Origin of the sequence: Rhizobium leguminosarum bv. viciae USDA 2370 (assembly GCF_002008365.1) — a bacterium.
GTDB lineage: Bacteria > Pseudomonadota > Alphaproteobacteria > Rhizobiales > Rhizobiaceae > Rhizobium > Rhizobium leguminosarum.
In genome coordinates, this window is the sequence record NZ_MRDL01000015.1 from 12737 (window position 1) to 26960 (window position 14224).

A 14224-nucleotide genomic window follows, 5' to 3' on the forward strand; every position below is an offset into this window, starting at 1 on the left:
GCGCGTCGGATAGGACGCTCCATCGATTTAAAAGTTGCGCATAATCCTTTCGGAAAATCGATTCCGATTTTCGGGGTCATGCGCAATCTTTTGCGTTTGCGCAATTCCGGACGTAAAACCGCTGCGCACTTTTGCTGGAATTGCTCTAGGCTTTTACATCAGGGCGTCATCAAATGCTTTTTATGACCGGCAATATCGTGTAGGCCGGTCGCGTGAGCATGCCTCGGGAAAGTTTCATGATCGCCCTGCGTTCCGTTCTCTTCAACACGATCTTCTATGCCAACCTCATCATCCGGATGATCGTGCTCTCACCCTACTATTTCGTGGTGCCGCGCAAGATCGCCTATGCGATCCCGAAGAACTGGGCGCGCTCCAACCACTGGCTGATGCGAGTGATCGTCGGCACCACCTTCGAGATCGAGGGCCTGGAGAACCTGCCGGATGGCAGTTACATCCTGGCGCCGAAGCACCAGTCTTTCTGGGATACCTACGCGCTGCTGCCCTGGTTGAAGGATCCGGTCTATATCCTGAAGCGTGAACTGATGTGGATTCCCCTCTTCGGCTGGTATGCGAAGAAGCAGCGCATGATCCCGGTCGATCGCGGCGCTCGCGGCAAGGTGATGGTGGAAGTGCTGAAACGCACGAAGGAAGAGCTTTCGACCGGCCGCCAGCTCATCATCTATCCCGAGGGGACCCGCCGCGCGCCGGGCGCGGAGCCGGTCTATAAATACGGCATCGCCCGCATGTACCGCGACCTTAACCTCCCCGTCGTGCCGGTCGCCATGCATCCCGGTCTCTTCTGGCCGAGGCGGAGCATTCGTCGTTATCCCGGTCATTTCAAAGTGAGAATCCTGCCGCCGATCATGCCGGGAATGGATCCGGACGCCTTCTTCGCCCATTTGATCGAGGTATCGGAGCGGGCAAGCGACGAGCTTCTGCTCGAAACCGTCGAGCGAAATCCGCATCTGCCGCTCCCGCCGACGGCGATAGAAAGGCTGGCGGAGCTGCGAAAATTGAACGCTGCGACGGCCTGAGATTGCAGCGCCACGCGTCTCTTCGAGAGCCGCAAAGGATCCTGCAGCACTTTGAATGGCTGCATAACTCCTTAAATCGATACCGATTTAAGGAGTTATGCAGACGGCGCGCAGCCGCTCCACTTCGTTGACGACCTGCTCCAGCCAATGGTCGCGAATGCCCATCTCTTTCAGATGCGTCAGCGTATTGAAGACATAGGCATCATTCGGACCTGACTGGCCTTCTGCTTCGTTCACCACCCGTGCCGCCGCAACCGCATCCAGCGCGCCGGCATATTGCTCATGATCACGATCGATGATGTAGGCGACCGCTTCCACTCGGCGCCGGCCGGCAAGCTGCAGCCGCACCCGGCGTTCCAGGTAGACATTGGTGACCAGCTCGCGGGCGCGAAGATAATCGATCACCTCATCCCATTTTTCAGGCGAAATGCGGAAAGCCATGCCGCGGCAGGCGCCCCCCCTGTCGAGGCCTAGAACCAGGCCCGGATTGTCGCGGGTGCCGCGATGGACAAAGGAGCGGACGCAAAGCGAACGCCTGTAGCCGTAGACCAGGGCCTCTGCCCGCTCCATGAACTCGAAGCCCGGATTCCACATCAGCGAACCGTAGCCAAATACCCAAAATTCGTCCATATCGCACGCCAGACCGGAATCACATTTGCGATTCACCATTGGAGAACATCATGGCAGCGTCAAGCCAATCCGGCAGCAGCCAATCCGGCAGCGGTAAGAAATTCTGGTTGCTGGGTGGAGGCGTGCTCCTGGTGATCGCACTTTACACCGGTGGCTGGTTCTATGCGGCGTCAGCATTGAAGACCACGGTGCTGAAAGCGATTGCACCGCGCGATCAGGCAGGCGTCAGCGGCGAATGCTCCGATATCGAATTCCGCGGCTATCCCTTCCGCATCGGCCTGTTCTGCTCCAAGATCGACGTCGACGACAATGTCAACGGCGTCTCCGCCACCTTCGGCGCGCTGCGCTCGGCAGCACAGATCTACGCGCCCGGCAATATCGTCTGGGAGCTCGATTCACCGGCCGAGATCCGCACCACCAACGGCCTTTCGATCTCGGCTCAATGGACGAACCTGCAGGCGAGTCTTGCAACCAGGCTGCAGGGCGTCGACCGCAGCTCGACCGTCATCGAGGGTCTGAAGGCGATGGCCGTCTCCTCCTACACCGGCCAGACCATCAGCTTCGATGCCGCCCGCACCGAAATCCATCTGCGCCAGAACGGCGCCGATCTCGATGGCGCGATCTCCGTGCAGGATGCCAACACGGCGATCAAGGACTGGCCGCAGATCTTTCCGAAAATGTCTGCCAGCATCGATCTGACCGTCGCCGGCAAGGCCGGCCTGATCGACGGCAGCGACCGAAGCGGCCTCAATGGCACCACCGGTGAACTGCGCCGCATCGTCGCCGACATCGGCGATGGCAAGGTGATGACGCTCACCGGCCCCTTCTCCTTCGACGAACAGGGCTTCCTCTCGGGAAAATTCAAGCTGGAGATCGAACAGCTCGGCCCCTGGGGCGACAGCCTGAAACAGGCCTTTCCGGATATCACCTCGACCGTCAACACGGCAACGAAGCTCTTGAAGGCGCTCGCCGGCGGCGGCGACAAGGTCTCTGTCGATCTCGTCGTCGATCGTGGCAATGCCACCGTCAGTGGTTTCATCCCGCTCGGCCGGATTCCGCCGATCTGAAGCATCTCGCCCAAAAGTGTCCAGCGGTTAACGGGATGCATAGGAAATAGGAAAAAGCCTGAAGCGCGTCGCATGATTCCCGTTCGACGCGATGCGCTTCAGGCTATTCGCTTGATGAAGAAGACTTCCGGCACCGATTGCAGGCCGGGCAGCTCGATCGCGCCGGTTTCGCAAAATCCGTTACGGCGATGCCAGTCCTGAGGTCGGCTTTCGTCGCATTCACTCGACGTCATCAGCAGGCGGGCGCCTTCGCCGCGCATGGCTTCTTCCCAGGCGAGAAGCAGCGCCGTTCCAACGCCCGACCGGCGATGCTCGGGCAGGACGCGGATCATTTCCATATAGGGAACCCTGCCCCAGAAGCGGGAGAATCGCAGGAAGCCGACGATTTCGCCGGCCTGCCAGGCAAGGAGATATTCGCCGAGCGCGACGCAGCGCGATACCCATGCCTCACCGGAGCTGGCGTCCTCGCGAACCAGCCAGTCAATATCCGCCCGGCCGGCACGTGCCACCTCCACCATCGCGGCGGCTACTTCTTGTCCAGCGCATGACGACCGAAATCAGGCGCGTCGACATCCTGGCCGGCCTGGACGATCGAACGGCGGATGGCGCGCGTGCGGGTGAAGAGTTCGAAGATCTTGTCGCCCTCGCCCCAGCGGATGGCGCGCTGCAGATAGGCGAGATCCTCCGAGAAGCGCGCCAGCATTTCGAGGATCGCATCGCGGTTGTGCAGGCAGACGTCGCGCCACATGGTCGGGTCGGAGGCAGCGAGGCGAGTGAAGTCACGAAAGCCAGAGGCGGAATATTTGATGACCTCAGACTCCGTCACCGTCTCCAGATCGTCGGCTGTGCCGACGATATTGTAGGCGATGATATGCGGCAGGTGCGAGACGATGGCGAGCACCTTGTCGTGATGCTCCGCATCCATCTCGTCGACCTTCGAGCCCAGCGCTTCCCAGAAGCTGCGCAACCGCTTCAGCGCCGTCTCGTCGGTGCCGGCGACCGGCGTGAAGATGCACCAGCGGCCTTCGAAGAGGCCGGGAAAGCCGGCATCCGGGCCGGATTTTTCGGTGCCGGCCAGCGGATGGCCGGGGATGAAATGCACATTATCAGGCATATGCGGCAGCATCTGCGCAATGACAGAAGCCTTGGTGGAGCCGACATCGGTGACAACAGCCCCGGGCTTCAGGCTTCCCGAGATCTCCTTCGCCACACTTTCCGAGGCGCCGACCGGCACCGAGACGATCACCAGATCGGCATCCTTGACGGCATCCTGCGAAGACGTCGTGTAGCGGTCGCCAAGGCCGAGTTCTTCCGCGCGCTTCAGCGTATCGGGGCTGCGTGTGGCGACAACGATCTCCCTTGCAAGACCAAGCCGTCTGATGTCGTAGGCAAGCGAAGAGCCGATCAGGCCGATGCCGATCAGCGCAATCCGATCGAACTGCACGCTCATGCCTGATGTCCCATGAATTCGGTGAGCGCGGCAATCACGCCGCGGTTGGCCTCCTCAGGACCGATACTCATGCGCAGCGCATTGGCGAAGCCATAGCCGCGCACGGCGCGCAGGATGTAGCCGCGGCTCGTCAGCAAATCGTCGGCATCCGCGGCCCGCTTGCCGTCGATCTCGGGGAAATGGATGAGGACGAAATTGGCGACAGACGGCGTCACCTTCAGCCCGATCGCTTCGAGCGCCTGGGTCAGCGTCTCCACCCACATCTGGTTGAAGGAGACGGCCTGCTGGATGAAGGCCTGGTCGCGGATGGCAGCGGCAGCGGCGGCAATTGCCGGCGCGTTCAAGTTGAACGGCGCACGCACACGGTTCAACGCATCGACGATCTCAACGGGCGCATACATCCAGCCGACGCGCAGCGCCGCGAGACCATAGGCCTTCGAGAAGGTGCGGGTCATCACCACGTTGGCATTGGAGGATACGACCTCGATGCCGGCTTCATAATCGTTGCGGCGCACATATTCGGCATAGGCGGCATCGAGCACGAGGACGACATGTTTCGGCAGTCCGGCCTGCAGGCGGCGGATCTCGCTGACGGAAACATAGGTGCCTGTGGGATTGCCGGGATTGGCGATGAAGACGATTTTCGTCTTCTCGGTCACCGCGGCAAGGATCGCATCGACATCGACGGTATAGTCCTTCTCCTTGACGACGACAGGCGTGGCGCCCGCGCCCAGGATCTGGATCTTGTAGACGAGGAAACCGTGCTCGGTGATGATGCCCTCGTCGCCAGCACCGAGGTAGACATGGCAGAGCAGGCCGAGCAGCTCGTCGGAACCGTTGCCGCAGAGGATGTTTGCCGGATTGAGACCGTGCACGGCGGCGATCGCCTCGCGCAGTTCGATCGCCTGCCCGTCAGGATAACGCCCCAGATTGTCGGCAACCGTCTTGAAGGCCTCGATTGCCTTCGGGCTGGCGCCGAGCGGCGTTTCGTTGGACGAAAGCTTGTAGACGCGGGCAACGCCCGGCGCATGTTCCTTGCCCGGCACATAGGCTGCGATATCGAGAATACCGGGACGCGGAACGGGCTTGCTCATCTCAACGCTCATGGGTTCGACCTTGGAATTGCCGGAAATCCGGGCTGAAAAACACCAAGTGGCATTAAAGCGGAATGCGATTGTTGTCGAGAGGTATGGGCGTGACACAAGCAGTTGGAGACCGCCGGGAGCGACGTCATCTACTGCATAATTCCTTAAAATCGGAATCGATTTAAGGATAAAATTATGCAGCAATTCAAGGTGCTACAGCGTCCTTTGCGCGTCTCAGAAGACGCGCGGCGCTGTAGTGCGTGTGGTCGGCACGCCATGCGGTGCGAGCACCGGCACGAAGACGCGGCGGGAGGCCCGCGCCGCAACCGGCAGCCCCTGATAGAGCCGCTTCTGCGCTTCGACGATGATGACGCCCGAGAAGGCCGGCCACAGTGTTCGGCCGATCCGCTCGAAGGCGCGGCGAAGGCGCAGGATGGTCCTGAGCTTCGAGGGCGGGAAGAACAGCGCTTCAGCCGTTGCGCCCGGGGTGAAGTTCGTCTCGCGCAGCAGATTTGTTAACTGACCGCGGGAATAGGGCCGGCCCGAACCGAAGGGCGTATGCTCCATGCGCGCCCAGACGCCGCGCCGGTTCGGCACGACGATGACCAGCCGTCCGCCCGGCGCCAGCACCCGCCAGAGCTCCTTCAGCGTCTCGCGCGGGCTTTCGGCGAATTCCAGCGAATGCACCATCAACACCCGGTCGATTGAAGAATCCGGCAGCGGCAGTTCCTCGTCGAAAATCAGCGCCGTCGTCGAGAGCGAGCCCATCGGCCAGTTCACCGCGCCCTGCCCGGCCGGCATGAAAGCGAAGGTGCGCTCGGTATCGGCCTGGAAACGGTCGAGGAAGGGCACCGCATAACCGATGCCGACCAGACGCTCCTGCGGCAGCCGCACCCAGAGCGATGACAGCGCCATGGCGATCGACTGCTCGGCAAGACGTCCAAGCTCGGAGTGATAGAATTGGCGTAGGTCGACGATATCGGCGTGCATTGCGACAAATGTTATCAGCGGGCGGTTGGACTTCAAGGCCGGAACCTCTACATTTCCGCGAGACTCCTGGGATAAGGGATTATTGAACGATGAAACCTTTGGAATTAGACGTTTTTCTCTGCCGCACCGACAATTTCGGCGTTCTCGTGCACGATCCGGAGACAGGTTTTACCGCGGCGATCGATGCGCCGGAGGAGGCGCCGATCCTGGAAGCGGCGACACGTCGCGGCTGGAAAATCACCCATATCTTCACCACTCATCATCACACCGATCATGTCACCGCCAATCTGGCGTTGAAGGAGCAATTCGGCTGCGAGATCATCGGCCCGATCAACGAGGCTATCGCCATTCCCGGCCTCGATCGGACGATGGCCGATGGCGACAGCTTTCATTTCGGCGATCACACGGTCAACGTCATCGAGACGCCCGGCCACACCGCCGGCCACATCTGCTATCACTTTGTCGACGATAAGCTGCTGTTTGCCGCCGACACGCTGTTTGCGCTCGGCTGCGGCCGGCTGTTCGAACGCCCGGCTGCCGACATGTGGCATTCTCTGCAGAAGCTCGCCGTTCTGCCCGATGAAACCGCCGTCTATTTCGGCCATGAATACACATTGTCCAATGCCCGTTTCGCGTTGACTGTTGATCCCGACAATGAGCGCCTCAAGAGCCGCGCCGCCGAGATCGAAGCCTTGCGCGCCGACGGCAAATTCACCATCCCGACGACATTGGGGCTGGAAAAGGAAACCAACCCGTTCTTGCGCGCCGCCGACCCGGCGATCCGCCGCAATCTGCTGATGGAAGGCAAGACGAACGAGGAAGTCTTTGCCGAGATCCGCAAGCGCAAGGACAATTTCTGATGTCGCCCGAGGACATCATCCGCGAACTCGGCATGCAGCCGCATCCCGAAGGTGGCTGGTACGTGCAGACATTCCGAGATACGGCGGGCGGAGAACGCGGCCGCTCGACGGCGATCTATTATATGCTGACCAGGGGACAGCGTTCGCACTGGCATCGCGTCCACGATGCGGCCGAGGTCTGGCATTATTACGCCGGCGCGCCGCTCTCGCTGCACCGCTCGGAAGACGGAACGGCAAGCGAGACCCTGACGCTCGGAACGAATCTTCCTGCCGGCGAGCGGCCGCAGGCGATCATTCCCGCCAATTGGTGGCAATCGGCCGAAACTCTCGGCGATTTCACCCTGGTCGGCTGCACCGTCTCGCCCGGCTTCGAATTTTCAAGCTTCGAGATGGCGCCGCCCGATTGGAAGCCCGGCAGCTGAAGCCTATTCCGCGGCCGCGGACTGCGCCGGAATTTTACGGCGAAACATCTCCTGGGCAGCCAGCACCGCCCCGCCGGTCACGAGCAGGCAAGCCAAGGCAATGCGCCAGCTCGGCTCGGCAAATCCAAACAGCACCAGAATAAGCGTCGAAAGCAGCGGTGCTGCGTAACTTGCCGCGCCGAGGATCTGGATATCGCCGTTCTTGACGCCGTAATCCCAAGCGTAGAAGGCAGCACCGACCGGAAAGAGCCCGAGCCCGGCGATGGCGACCCATTCGAAACTCGTTGCCGGCCAGACGGTCGTCTCCAGGCCGAGATGGCAGAAGAACGACAGCATGGAGGTCGCAAGGCAGAAGCCGGTGACGACATCCGTGGAGACGGCGTCGAAACGGCGCGTCAGCAGCGAATAGCCGGACCACGTGAAAGCGCTGAGAAAGGCCGCGCCGTAACCGACGGCATAGGCGCCGTCGAAATCGATACCGTTGCGGCCGACGATCAGGAAGGTGCCGCAAAGCCCGGCAAGCGCACCCGCCAGGTGATACCAGCGCAGCCGTTCGCCCGGCAGCAGCGCCGAACCGACGACGATCAACAGCGGCCAGAGATAGGCGACCAGCCCCGCCTCCACCGCCGGAGCGTTCCGGAGCGCAGTGAAGTAGAGGAAATGATACCCGAAAAGCCCTGGAATACCTGTCACCCAGACCTTGGCCGGCTGCTTCAGCAGCGCCAGCCGCGCGGGGTTGAGGATAAGCACGACGAGGCCGGGAATGCTGCCGATCGCAAAGCAGATGGTTGAAAGTTGGAACGGCGGCATCTTGCCGGAGGCAGCCGTCAACAGCGCCAGGAACGACCACATCAGGATGGCCGTAAAACCGATCAACGTCGCGCGAAGCTTCACCTGTCCCCCTTCACGGAGACAGAAGCCCCGTCAGCTGTTGCTGCCGTATTTGACGGCAGTGATCGTCACCATTCCATATTCGGTTGGAATGCGCACATAGACAGGAGCGTATACATTTGCCGCGTCCGACTTGGCAAACCAGATTTCCATGCGGTCGCTCTTGCTGAGATAGTCGATGTCCTTGCGGCCCTTCTTGTAGCCCGAGCGCGGCACGAAGCGCACGCCGCAGACAACAGCCTTGCCCTTGAAGCCATTGGTGGAAAAATCCTCGTCGCCCTTCGGCGACAGCACCAGATCCATGCGTGTCTCGCCGTCGAAGATCGGCAGCGTCTGCGAGCAGACCTTGGTATCGCCGGTGAAGACCAGACCGGAGATCGGATCGAGCACCGAGCGCATGTCGCGTGGCGTGACGTCGATCCAGTTCTTCGGACGCTTCGGCATCGGTGTCGTCGTCGCCGAGATGATGTTGCCGTTGCGGTAGCTGACCTCGTAGACGCGGGCCTTCCTCTTGCCGCTCTTGTAGTAGAGTGAGTACTTCAGCGCCTGCAGCCTGTCATTGCGCACGACCCCGGTGACGCTGGTCTTCGCCGAAATCGTCGTGATGAGATCGGCAAGACCGGAGGAATTGATGTCGCCGGCGATCGTGTAGCTGTGATCGTCCTCGATCTGCGTCAGGAACGCCGCGCGCGCGATCGGCAGGCCGGCGAGCGCCACACGGTATTCCGTCCGATGCTGGATTTCGGCCGCAGATGCCGGTATGGCAAGAAGTGCGGCGATGGCCGAAATGAAAATCCGTCTGCCCGAATGAGCCATGGAAAAAAGCCTTGTCTTGCTGCGCGCTGGCAGGCCATTGCTGAGCGCTCTATACTCCTGCCGTGAAGGGAAGAAAACAGCAGCTTTTTGACAGAATTGCGGGAAAGGCCAAGGTTTGGCTTGACGCGCGCGGCCTGTCTGACTATAGAACCGCAACTTTCCAATCATGCCCGTTGGATTGCGCGCCTGGCTTTGCCGGGAATGGCAATTCGATGGCCCGAGAAAAACAAGAATAGGTGTTCCATGTCCCGCGTGTGCGAATTGACCGGCAAGGCCGTCCTGACTGGTAACAATGTCAGCCATGCCAACAACAAGACCAAGCGCCGGTTCCTGCCGAACCTGTGCCAGGTAACGCTGATTTCCGACGCTCTCAACCAGCGTTATCGTCTTCGCGTTTCGGCTGCCGCTCTTCGTTCCGTCGAGCATCGTGGCGGCCTCGATGCCTTCCTGCTGAAGGCCAGCGAGAACGAATTGTCGATGCGCGCGCGCCTGCTGCGCCGTCAGATCGCCAAGAAGACCGCCGAAGCCGCTGCTGCGTAAGCTTCTGCCCTTCTTTCATACGGCTTCAAAAGGCTTGAACGGATAATACCGGACAAGCCTTTTGCTTTGCCGGTTTGCTCCTCCAACTGGTGGCATCACCCAGGATAAAAAAATGCTGAAGAACCGCTATACCATCGCCTATGTCGCGCTGATGACGCTCGTCGTCGTCGCCTCCAACTTCCTCGTCCAGTTTCCGCTGAACGCCGAAGTCGCCGGCATCAACCTTGCCGACATCCTGACCTGGGGCGCCTTCTCCTATCCGATCGCCTTCCTGATCACCGATCTGACCAACCGCCAGTTCGGCCCGCAGGCAGCCCGCAAGGTCGTGTTTGCCGGCTTCGTCGTCGGCGTAACGCTGTCCTTCTTCACCTCGGTGCCGCGCATCGCCATCGCTTCCGGCTCGGCCTATCTCGCCGGCCAGCTGCTCGATATCGCCGTCTTCAACCGCCTCCGCCGCCAGGCCTGGTGGCGCGCCCCGCTGGTCGGCTCGCTGATCGGCTCGGCGCTCGATACGGTGATGTTCTTCTCGTTGTCCTTCGCTGCGTTTTTCGTCCTCCTCGGCCCGAACGATCCCTTCGCGCTGGAAGCAGCCCCTATCCTCGGCGTCTTCGCCACGGAGGCACCACGCTGGATTTCCTGGGCGATCGGCGATTTCGCCGTAAAGATGATCGTCGGCCTCGTCATGCTGCTGCCCTATGGTGCGCTGATGAACGTGCTGCGGCCGATGCAGGCCGCTCGCGCCAGCTGATTTAGATTACGGACGCCGCCGGACTGCACCGGCGGCGATGGCAGGATGCAGCAGCACCTCCGCCGCCAGATCGTCGATACCAAGCGATGAATCGAGCCGCAGCACCGGCGCTGTCTGTGTTTCCAGCCATTGTTCATGTGCCGCAAGGCTGCGGCGCTCGGTACCGGCCGTGTCATAGCTGGCCGCCCATTCCAGGAATTCCCCGCTTTTTGCGGCCATGTCGCCGCCGGGCCCGATTCTGCTGCCGTAGCGGGCAAGCTCCCGCGCAAGAATGCGCGCCATTCTAAGCTCGGGGTCTATCCTGAGGAACACGATCAGATCGCAGAGCGGCTCAATCGGCCTTCCCCATTTCAGCGCCGATCCGGAGAGGACCCAGCCGTCGTGCCGCGCCGCTTCCTCGAGCAGCAGCCGGATGCGCTCGTCGGCATTCCTCGGCGTCGTGAACGGCGGATCGGTCGGCATCCAGAAGAAATCGTCGGTGTCGAGATGGGCGATATCGAGCCTTTCGGCAAGCGCGCGGCCAAGCGATGTCGTGCCGGAACCGGACGCGCCCAGGACGTGGATATGCACCATGAATCTCCCTCCAAAGACTGCTTCCCGATACGGCAGCCGGCCGATTGCGGCGGGATAGCCGAGGCATAGGACATCGGTCTGACGTGAATCTAGGCATCGTGCTTTCCGAAAATCGATTCCGATTTTCGGGCCGATGGCTTGGATCAATTCCGCTTCTGGGAACTCGGCGCTGCCCACGCGGCCTCTTCCGAAAGCCGGAATTCCAGCATCAGATTGCGCTGCAGGATCGAATGATTGTCGTCCGAGACCAGAATGATATGAGTCGTGCCGTCCGCAGTCTGGAAAGCATCGAGCCCTTCCATATTGTCGATCTGCGAGTTGAAATTGCCTTCCAGCAGCAATTCGCCCTCAACGACGGCGCCAGGCCTGATAGCGGCGCCCCGGATGCGCCGAAGACGCATGCCGATGCCTTCGGCCATGTTGAAGCGACGCTCCAGCAGCAGCAGGTCGCCGTTCGGCAGGAAGGCGCCGTCAGTGATGTCGAAGCTGCCGTCCCGCTTAACCGCGAAACGCCCTTTCAGCGGCCCGCTGAGAATGGCCGCCAACCGGTTGCCGTCTTTGTCGAGACCACGTTCGGAGACGATGACCACGCCGCCCCTAAGCGGGCTCGATGCCGGCGCCACGGTGATGGTCTCGATGCCGCGATTGTCGCTCAGCATCTTCCGCGGGATGAGGATCGGCAAAGTGGCGATCGCGCCCGAATCGGCAAAGCCGGGATCGGGATAGACATCGACGCGATGATCCTGCTCGAAGGAAACCAGGATCCGGTCGCCGTCGAGCGCCAGGCCCTCGGCATCCATATGCCCCTTGCCCTCGAAGCTGCGCCCGGCGCTGTTCTTCATCGGCGTGATCTCGACATCCGAAAGACCGGAAAGCCTGCCCTTGACGTCACGTTCGATGCTGCCGGTCAGCCACTGGCCGGTATCGAGCACGACGACGAAATGTTTTTGGTCCTGCCGGAAACGAATGGAGGAGAGCGAGCCGAACAACGCTCTGCTGGAGACCATCTCCAGACCGCCGACAAATTCCAGCGATCCGAATTTCGTCTCCGAAGAGCCGATCCTGAAATCGGAGATTTGTCGGCTAATGACCGGCACGTCGTCGCCGGCCCACGACGGGAAAGCGCCTGACGCGATACAAAGAACAATCGACGCCGTATGGCAGAGGCGCTTGAGCGTCATGCCAGGCATTTCCTTTGAGCGGCGTCAGCCGGCACGGCGTAGCCGGCCGCCGCGCGGCTGGACGGATTGGTCTTCGAACAGCGAAGCAAGCTGCTCGGTCATCGCACCGGCAAGCTCATCCGCATCGACGATCGTCACGGCGCGGCGATAATAGCGCGTCACGTCGTGACCGATGCCGATCGCCAGCAACTCGACAGGCGAGCGCGTCTCGATCTGTTCGATGACGGCACGCAGGTGCCGCTCCAGATAATTGCCCGGATTGACCGACAGCGTCGAATCGTCGACCGGCGCCCCGTCCGAGATCATCATCAGGATGCGGCGCTGCTCACGGCGCGCGAGCAGGCGATTATGCGCCCAGATCAGCGCCTCGCCGTCGATATTCTCCTTGAGTAGGCCCTCGCGCATCATCAGCCCGAGATTGGCGCGCGCGCGCCGCCACGGCGCGTCGGCCGACTTGTAGATGATGTGGCGCAGGTCGTTGAGGCGGCCCGGCGTCTGCGGCTTGCCGCCGGCAAGCCAGTTTTCACGCGCCTGCCCGCCCTTCCAGGCTTTGGTCGTAAAGCCCAGGATCTCGACCTTGACGCCGCAGCGCTCCAACGTACGGGCGAGAATGTCGGCGCAGGTGGCGGCAACCGTGATCGGCCGGCCACGCATCGAGCCGGAATTGTCGATGAGCAGGGTGACGACGGTATCGCGGAACTGGGTGTCGCGCTCCATCTTGAAGGAAAGCGCCTGCATCGGATCGATGATGATGCGCTGCAGCCGGGCCGGATCGAGATAACCCTCTTCCAGGTCGAAATCCCAGGAGCGGTTCTGCTGCGCCATCAGGCGGCGCTGCAGCCGGTTGGCGAGACGGCCGACCGCGCCCTGGAGATGCGCCAGCTGCTTGTCGAGAAAGGCGCGCAGGCGCTCCAGCTCGGCGGCGTCGCAGAGTTCCTCGGCGGTGATGATCTCGTCGAACTCTTCGGTAAAGACGTGATAGTCGACCTTTTCGTTGAAATCGGCGAAAGGCGTGTTTGGACGGCGGGTCTCGCCCGGCGTTTCCGAATCGTCCTCGCCTTCTTCCATCATGTCGTCGTCGGAGATTTCGGCGCCTTCGGTCTCGCCGTCCTCCATCTGCTCGTCGGCGACCTCGCTGTCCTCGACAGGGGCGGCATCCGTGCCGGCATCCTCGTCGACCTCGTCCTGGTCCTGCTCGTCGCCGCTCGACTGGTCTTCCTGCTCCGACTGATCGTCATTGTCGGCATCGCTGTCGTCGTCGCCGTATTCCTCGGCCATTTCCATGGCCGACAGCATGTTGCGGATGACCTTGGCAAAGGCTTGCTGGTCGTTGATCGCGCTCGACAGGTTGTCGAGTTCAGGCCCTGCCTTGTCCTCGATAAAGTCACGCCAGAGGTCCAGCACCTTGCCGGCGGAGCCGGGCGGGCGCTGGCCGGTCAGCTTCTCGCGCACCATCATCGCGACGGCTTCGCCGACCGGTGCGTCTTCCTGGCGCTCGATGCCGGTGAAATTCGCCTTGGAGTATTTCTCTTCCGTCATGGAGCGCAGGTTCGACGCCATGCCCTCCATGCGCAGCGCGCCGATCGATTCGACGCGCGCCTGCTCGACCACATCGAAGATCGCCCGGGCGTCCGAGCCCTGCGGCGCCATCGTCGCATGCACCTTCTCGTCATGGCAGGCAAGGCGCAGCGCCATCGAATCGCCGAGCCCGCGGGTGACCGCCAGCTCATGCGCCGTCGGCCGCTTGGAAAGTTCCGGCAGCCGAATGCGCTCGCCGGTCATCCCCGGCCGTTCATTGGCGAAGGTCACCTCGACATCGCCGTCGCCGGCGATCGAGCGCACGCAGCCGGTTATCGCCCGGCGCAATGGCTCGACGTCGACAGGCGCGCCGGGTTTTGCTTTCGAATTGTCACCGCGAGCTGCCATGATCGGTCGGT

The 14224-nt window shown here is 61.7% G+C and carries 16 protein-coding genes; 6 read left to right on the top strand and 10 right to left on the bottom strand.

Features of this window, described 5'->3' with window-relative positions; genetic code table 11:
• The first annotated feature begins 236 nt into the window (after positions 1 to 236).
• A complete protein-coding gene (locus BS629_RS06195) occupies positions 237 to 1034 on the top strand; it encodes a lysophospholipid acyltransferase family protein (protein ID WP_018448107.1) in 798 nt (265 codons plus the stop codon).
• An 87-nt stretch (positions 1035 to 1121) separates the two neighbouring features.
• Here the strand turns inward: BS629_RS06195 and BS629_RS06200 are convergent, their stop codons facing one another.
• Complete coding sequence (locus tag BS629_RS06200; RefSeq protein ID WP_018517241.1) at positions 1122 to 1664, bottom strand: gamma-glutamylcyclotransferase; 543 nt, start codon at positions 1662 to 1664, stop codon at positions 1122 to 1124.
• A gap of 50 nt (positions 1665 to 1714) precedes the next feature.
• Between BS629_RS06200 and BS629_RS06205 the strand changes: the two genes are divergently transcribed.
• On the top strand, positions 1715 to 2731 hold the full coding sequence (locus tag BS629_RS06205) for a DUF2125 domain-containing protein (RefSeq protein WP_018243790.1): 1017 nt from the start codon (positions 1715 to 1717) through the stop codon (positions 2729 to 2731).
• Between the two features lie 98 nt (positions 2732 to 2829).
• Here the strand turns inward: BS629_RS06205 and BS629_RS06210 are convergent, their stop codons facing one another.
• The 4 genes from BS629_RS06210 to BS629_RS06225 form a co-directional block, all read right to left on the bottom strand.
• Positions 2830 to 3249 (bottom strand): GNAT family N-acetyltransferase, encoded by a 420-nt coding sequence (locus BS629_RS06210; RefSeq protein WP_018243791.1) that lies wholly within the window; start codon positions 3247 to 3249, stop codon positions 2830 to 2832.
• A gap of 8 nt (positions 3250 to 3257) precedes the next feature.
• On the bottom strand, positions 3258 to 4181 hold the full coding sequence (locus tag BS629_RS06215) for a prephenate/arogenate dehydrogenase family protein (protein ID WP_018243792.1): 924 nt from the start codon (positions 4179 to 4181) through the stop codon (positions 3258 to 3260).
• Positions 4178 to 5275 carry a histidinol-phosphate transaminase gene (hisC, locus tag BS629_RS06220; RefSeq protein WP_018243793.1) on the bottom strand — a complete coding sequence of 366 codons (1098 nt, stop codon included), beginning with the start codon at positions 5273 to 5275 and terminating at the stop codon, positions 4178 to 4180. Before hisC ends, BS629_RS06215 begins: the two co-directional genes overlap by 4 nt.
• 225 nt (positions 5276 to 5500) lie before the next feature.
• Complete coding sequence (locus tag BS629_RS06225) at positions 5501 to 6292, bottom strand: class I SAM-dependent methyltransferase (protein ID WP_026188540.1); 792 nt, start codon at positions 6290 to 6292, stop codon at positions 5501 to 5503.
• Positions 6293 to 6345: 53 nt separating this feature from the next.
• On the opposite strand from BS629_RS06225, the gene gloB reads away from it, so the two are divergent.
• Both gloB and BS629_RS06235 read left to right on the top strand, forming a co-directional pair.
• The gene (gene gloB / locus BS629_RS06230; protein ID WP_018243794.1) at positions 6346 to 7116 is read left to right on the top strand and encodes a hydroxyacylglutathione hydrolase; all 771 of its coding nucleotides are present in this window, start codon (positions 6346 to 6348) and stop codon (positions 7114 to 7116) included.
• Positions 7116 to 7538: a cupin domain-containing protein gene (locus BS629_RS06235; protein ID WP_018243795.1), complete on the top strand. Its 423-nt coding sequence runs from the start codon at positions 7116 to 7118 to the stop codon at positions 7536 to 7538. Before gloB ends, BS629_RS06235 begins: the two co-directional genes overlap by 1 nt.
• A 3-nt stretch (positions 7539 to 7541) precedes the next feature.
• On the opposite strand, the gene yddG is transcribed toward BS629_RS06235, so the two are convergent.
• The gene (yddG, locus tag BS629_RS06240) at positions 7542 to 8432 is read right to left on the bottom strand and encodes an aromatic amino acid exporter YddG (protein ID WP_018243796.1); all 891 of its coding nucleotides are present in this window, start codon (positions 8430 to 8432) and stop codon (positions 7542 to 7544) included.
• A gap of 30 nt (positions 8433 to 8462) precedes the next feature.
• Entirely contained in the window at positions 8463 to 9245 is a 783-nt protein-coding gene (locus BS629_RS06245) for a DUF3108 domain-containing protein (RefSeq protein ID WP_018243797.1), read from the bottom strand.
• A 243-nt stretch (positions 9246 to 9488) separates the two neighbouring features.
• Between BS629_RS06245 and rpmB the strand changes: the two genes are divergently transcribed.
• Complete coding sequence (gene rpmB / locus BS629_RS06250) at positions 9489 to 9785, top strand: 50S ribosomal protein L28 (RefSeq protein ID WP_018243798.1); 297 nt, start codon at positions 9489 to 9491, stop codon at positions 9783 to 9785.
• 112 nt (positions 9786 to 9897) lie between these two features.
• Complete coding sequence (locus tag BS629_RS06255) at positions 9898 to 10533, top strand: VUT family protein (protein WP_018243799.1); 636 nt, start codon at positions 9898 to 9900, stop codon at positions 10531 to 10533.
• A gap of 6 nt (positions 10534 to 10539) precedes the next feature.
• Here BS629_RS06255 and BS629_RS06260 read toward each other — a convergent pair whose 3' ends face one another.
• The 3 genes from BS629_RS06260 to cobT form a co-directional block, all read right to left on the bottom strand.
• On the bottom strand, positions 10540 to 11106 hold the full coding sequence (locus tag BS629_RS06260) for an ATP-binding protein (protein WP_018243800.1): 567 nt from the start codon (positions 11104 to 11106) through the stop codon (positions 10540 to 10542).
• 143 nt (positions 11107 to 11249) lie between these two features.
• On the bottom strand, positions 11250 to 12287 hold the full coding sequence (locus BS629_RS06265) for an esterase-like activity of phytase family protein (protein ID WP_018243801.1): 1038 nt from the start codon (positions 12285 to 12287) through the stop codon (positions 11250 to 11252).
• 24 nt (positions 12288 to 12311) lie between these two features.
• Complete coding sequence (gene cobT, locus BS629_RS06270) at positions 12312 to 14213, bottom strand: cobaltochelatase subunit CobT (RefSeq protein ID WP_018243802.1); 1902 nt, start codon at positions 14211 to 14213, stop codon at positions 12312 to 12314.
• Positions 14214 to 14224 lie beyond the last annotated feature (11 nt).

Coding starts and splice junctions, on each gene's coding strand:
- BS629_RS06215 (WP_018243792.1), bottom strand. CDS start 4,181: ATGAGCGTGCAGTTCGATCGGATTGCGCTGATCGGCATCGGCCTGATC.
- rpmB (WP_018243798.1), top strand. CDS start 9,489: ATGTCCCGCGTGTGCGAATTGACCGGCAAGGCCGTCCTGACTGGTAAC.
- cobT (WP_018243802.1), bottom strand. CDS start 14,213: ATGGCAGCTCGCGGTGACAATTCGAAAGCAAAACCCGGCGCGCCTGTC.
- BS629_RS06200 (WP_018517241.1), bottom strand. CDS start 1,664: ATGGACGAATTTTGGGTATTTGGCTACGGTTCGCTGATGTGGAATCCG.
- hisC (WP_018243793.1), bottom strand. CDS start 5,275: ATGAGCAAGCCCGTTCCGCGTCCCGGTATTCTCGATATCGCAGCCTAT.
- BS629_RS06210 (WP_018243791.1), bottom strand. CDS start 3,249: ATGGTGGAGGTGGCACGTGCCGGCCGGGCGGATATTGACTGGCTGGTT.
- BS629_RS06245 (WP_018243797.1), bottom strand. CDS start 9,245: ATGGCTCATTCGGGCAGACGGATTTTCATTTCGGCCATCGCCGCACTT.
- BS629_RS06235 (WP_018243795.1), top strand. CDS start 7,116: ATGTCGCCCGAGGACATCATCCGCGAACTCGGCATGCAGCCGCATCCC.
- BS629_RS06260 (WP_018243800.1), bottom strand. CDS start 11,106: ATGGTGCATATCCACGTCCTGGGCGCGTCCGGTTCCGGCACGACATCG.
- BS629_RS06265 (WP_018243801.1), bottom strand. CDS start 12,287: ATGACGCTCAAGCGCCTCTGCCATACGGCGTCGATTGTTCTTTGTATC.
- BS629_RS06255 (WP_018243799.1), top strand. CDS start 9,898: ATGCTGAAGAACCGCTATACCATCGCCTATGTCGCGCTGATGACGCTC.
- BS629_RS06205 (WP_018243790.1), top strand. CDS start 1,715: ATGGCAGCGTCAAGCCAATCCGGCAGCAGCCAATCCGGCAGCGGTAAG.
- BS629_RS06195 (WP_018448107.1), top strand. CDS start 237: ATGATCGCCCTGCGTTCCGTTCTCTTCAACACGATCTTCTATGCCAAC.
- gloB (WP_018243794.1), top strand. CDS start 6,346: ATGAAACCTTTGGAATTAGACGTTTTTCTCTGCCGCACCGACAATTTC.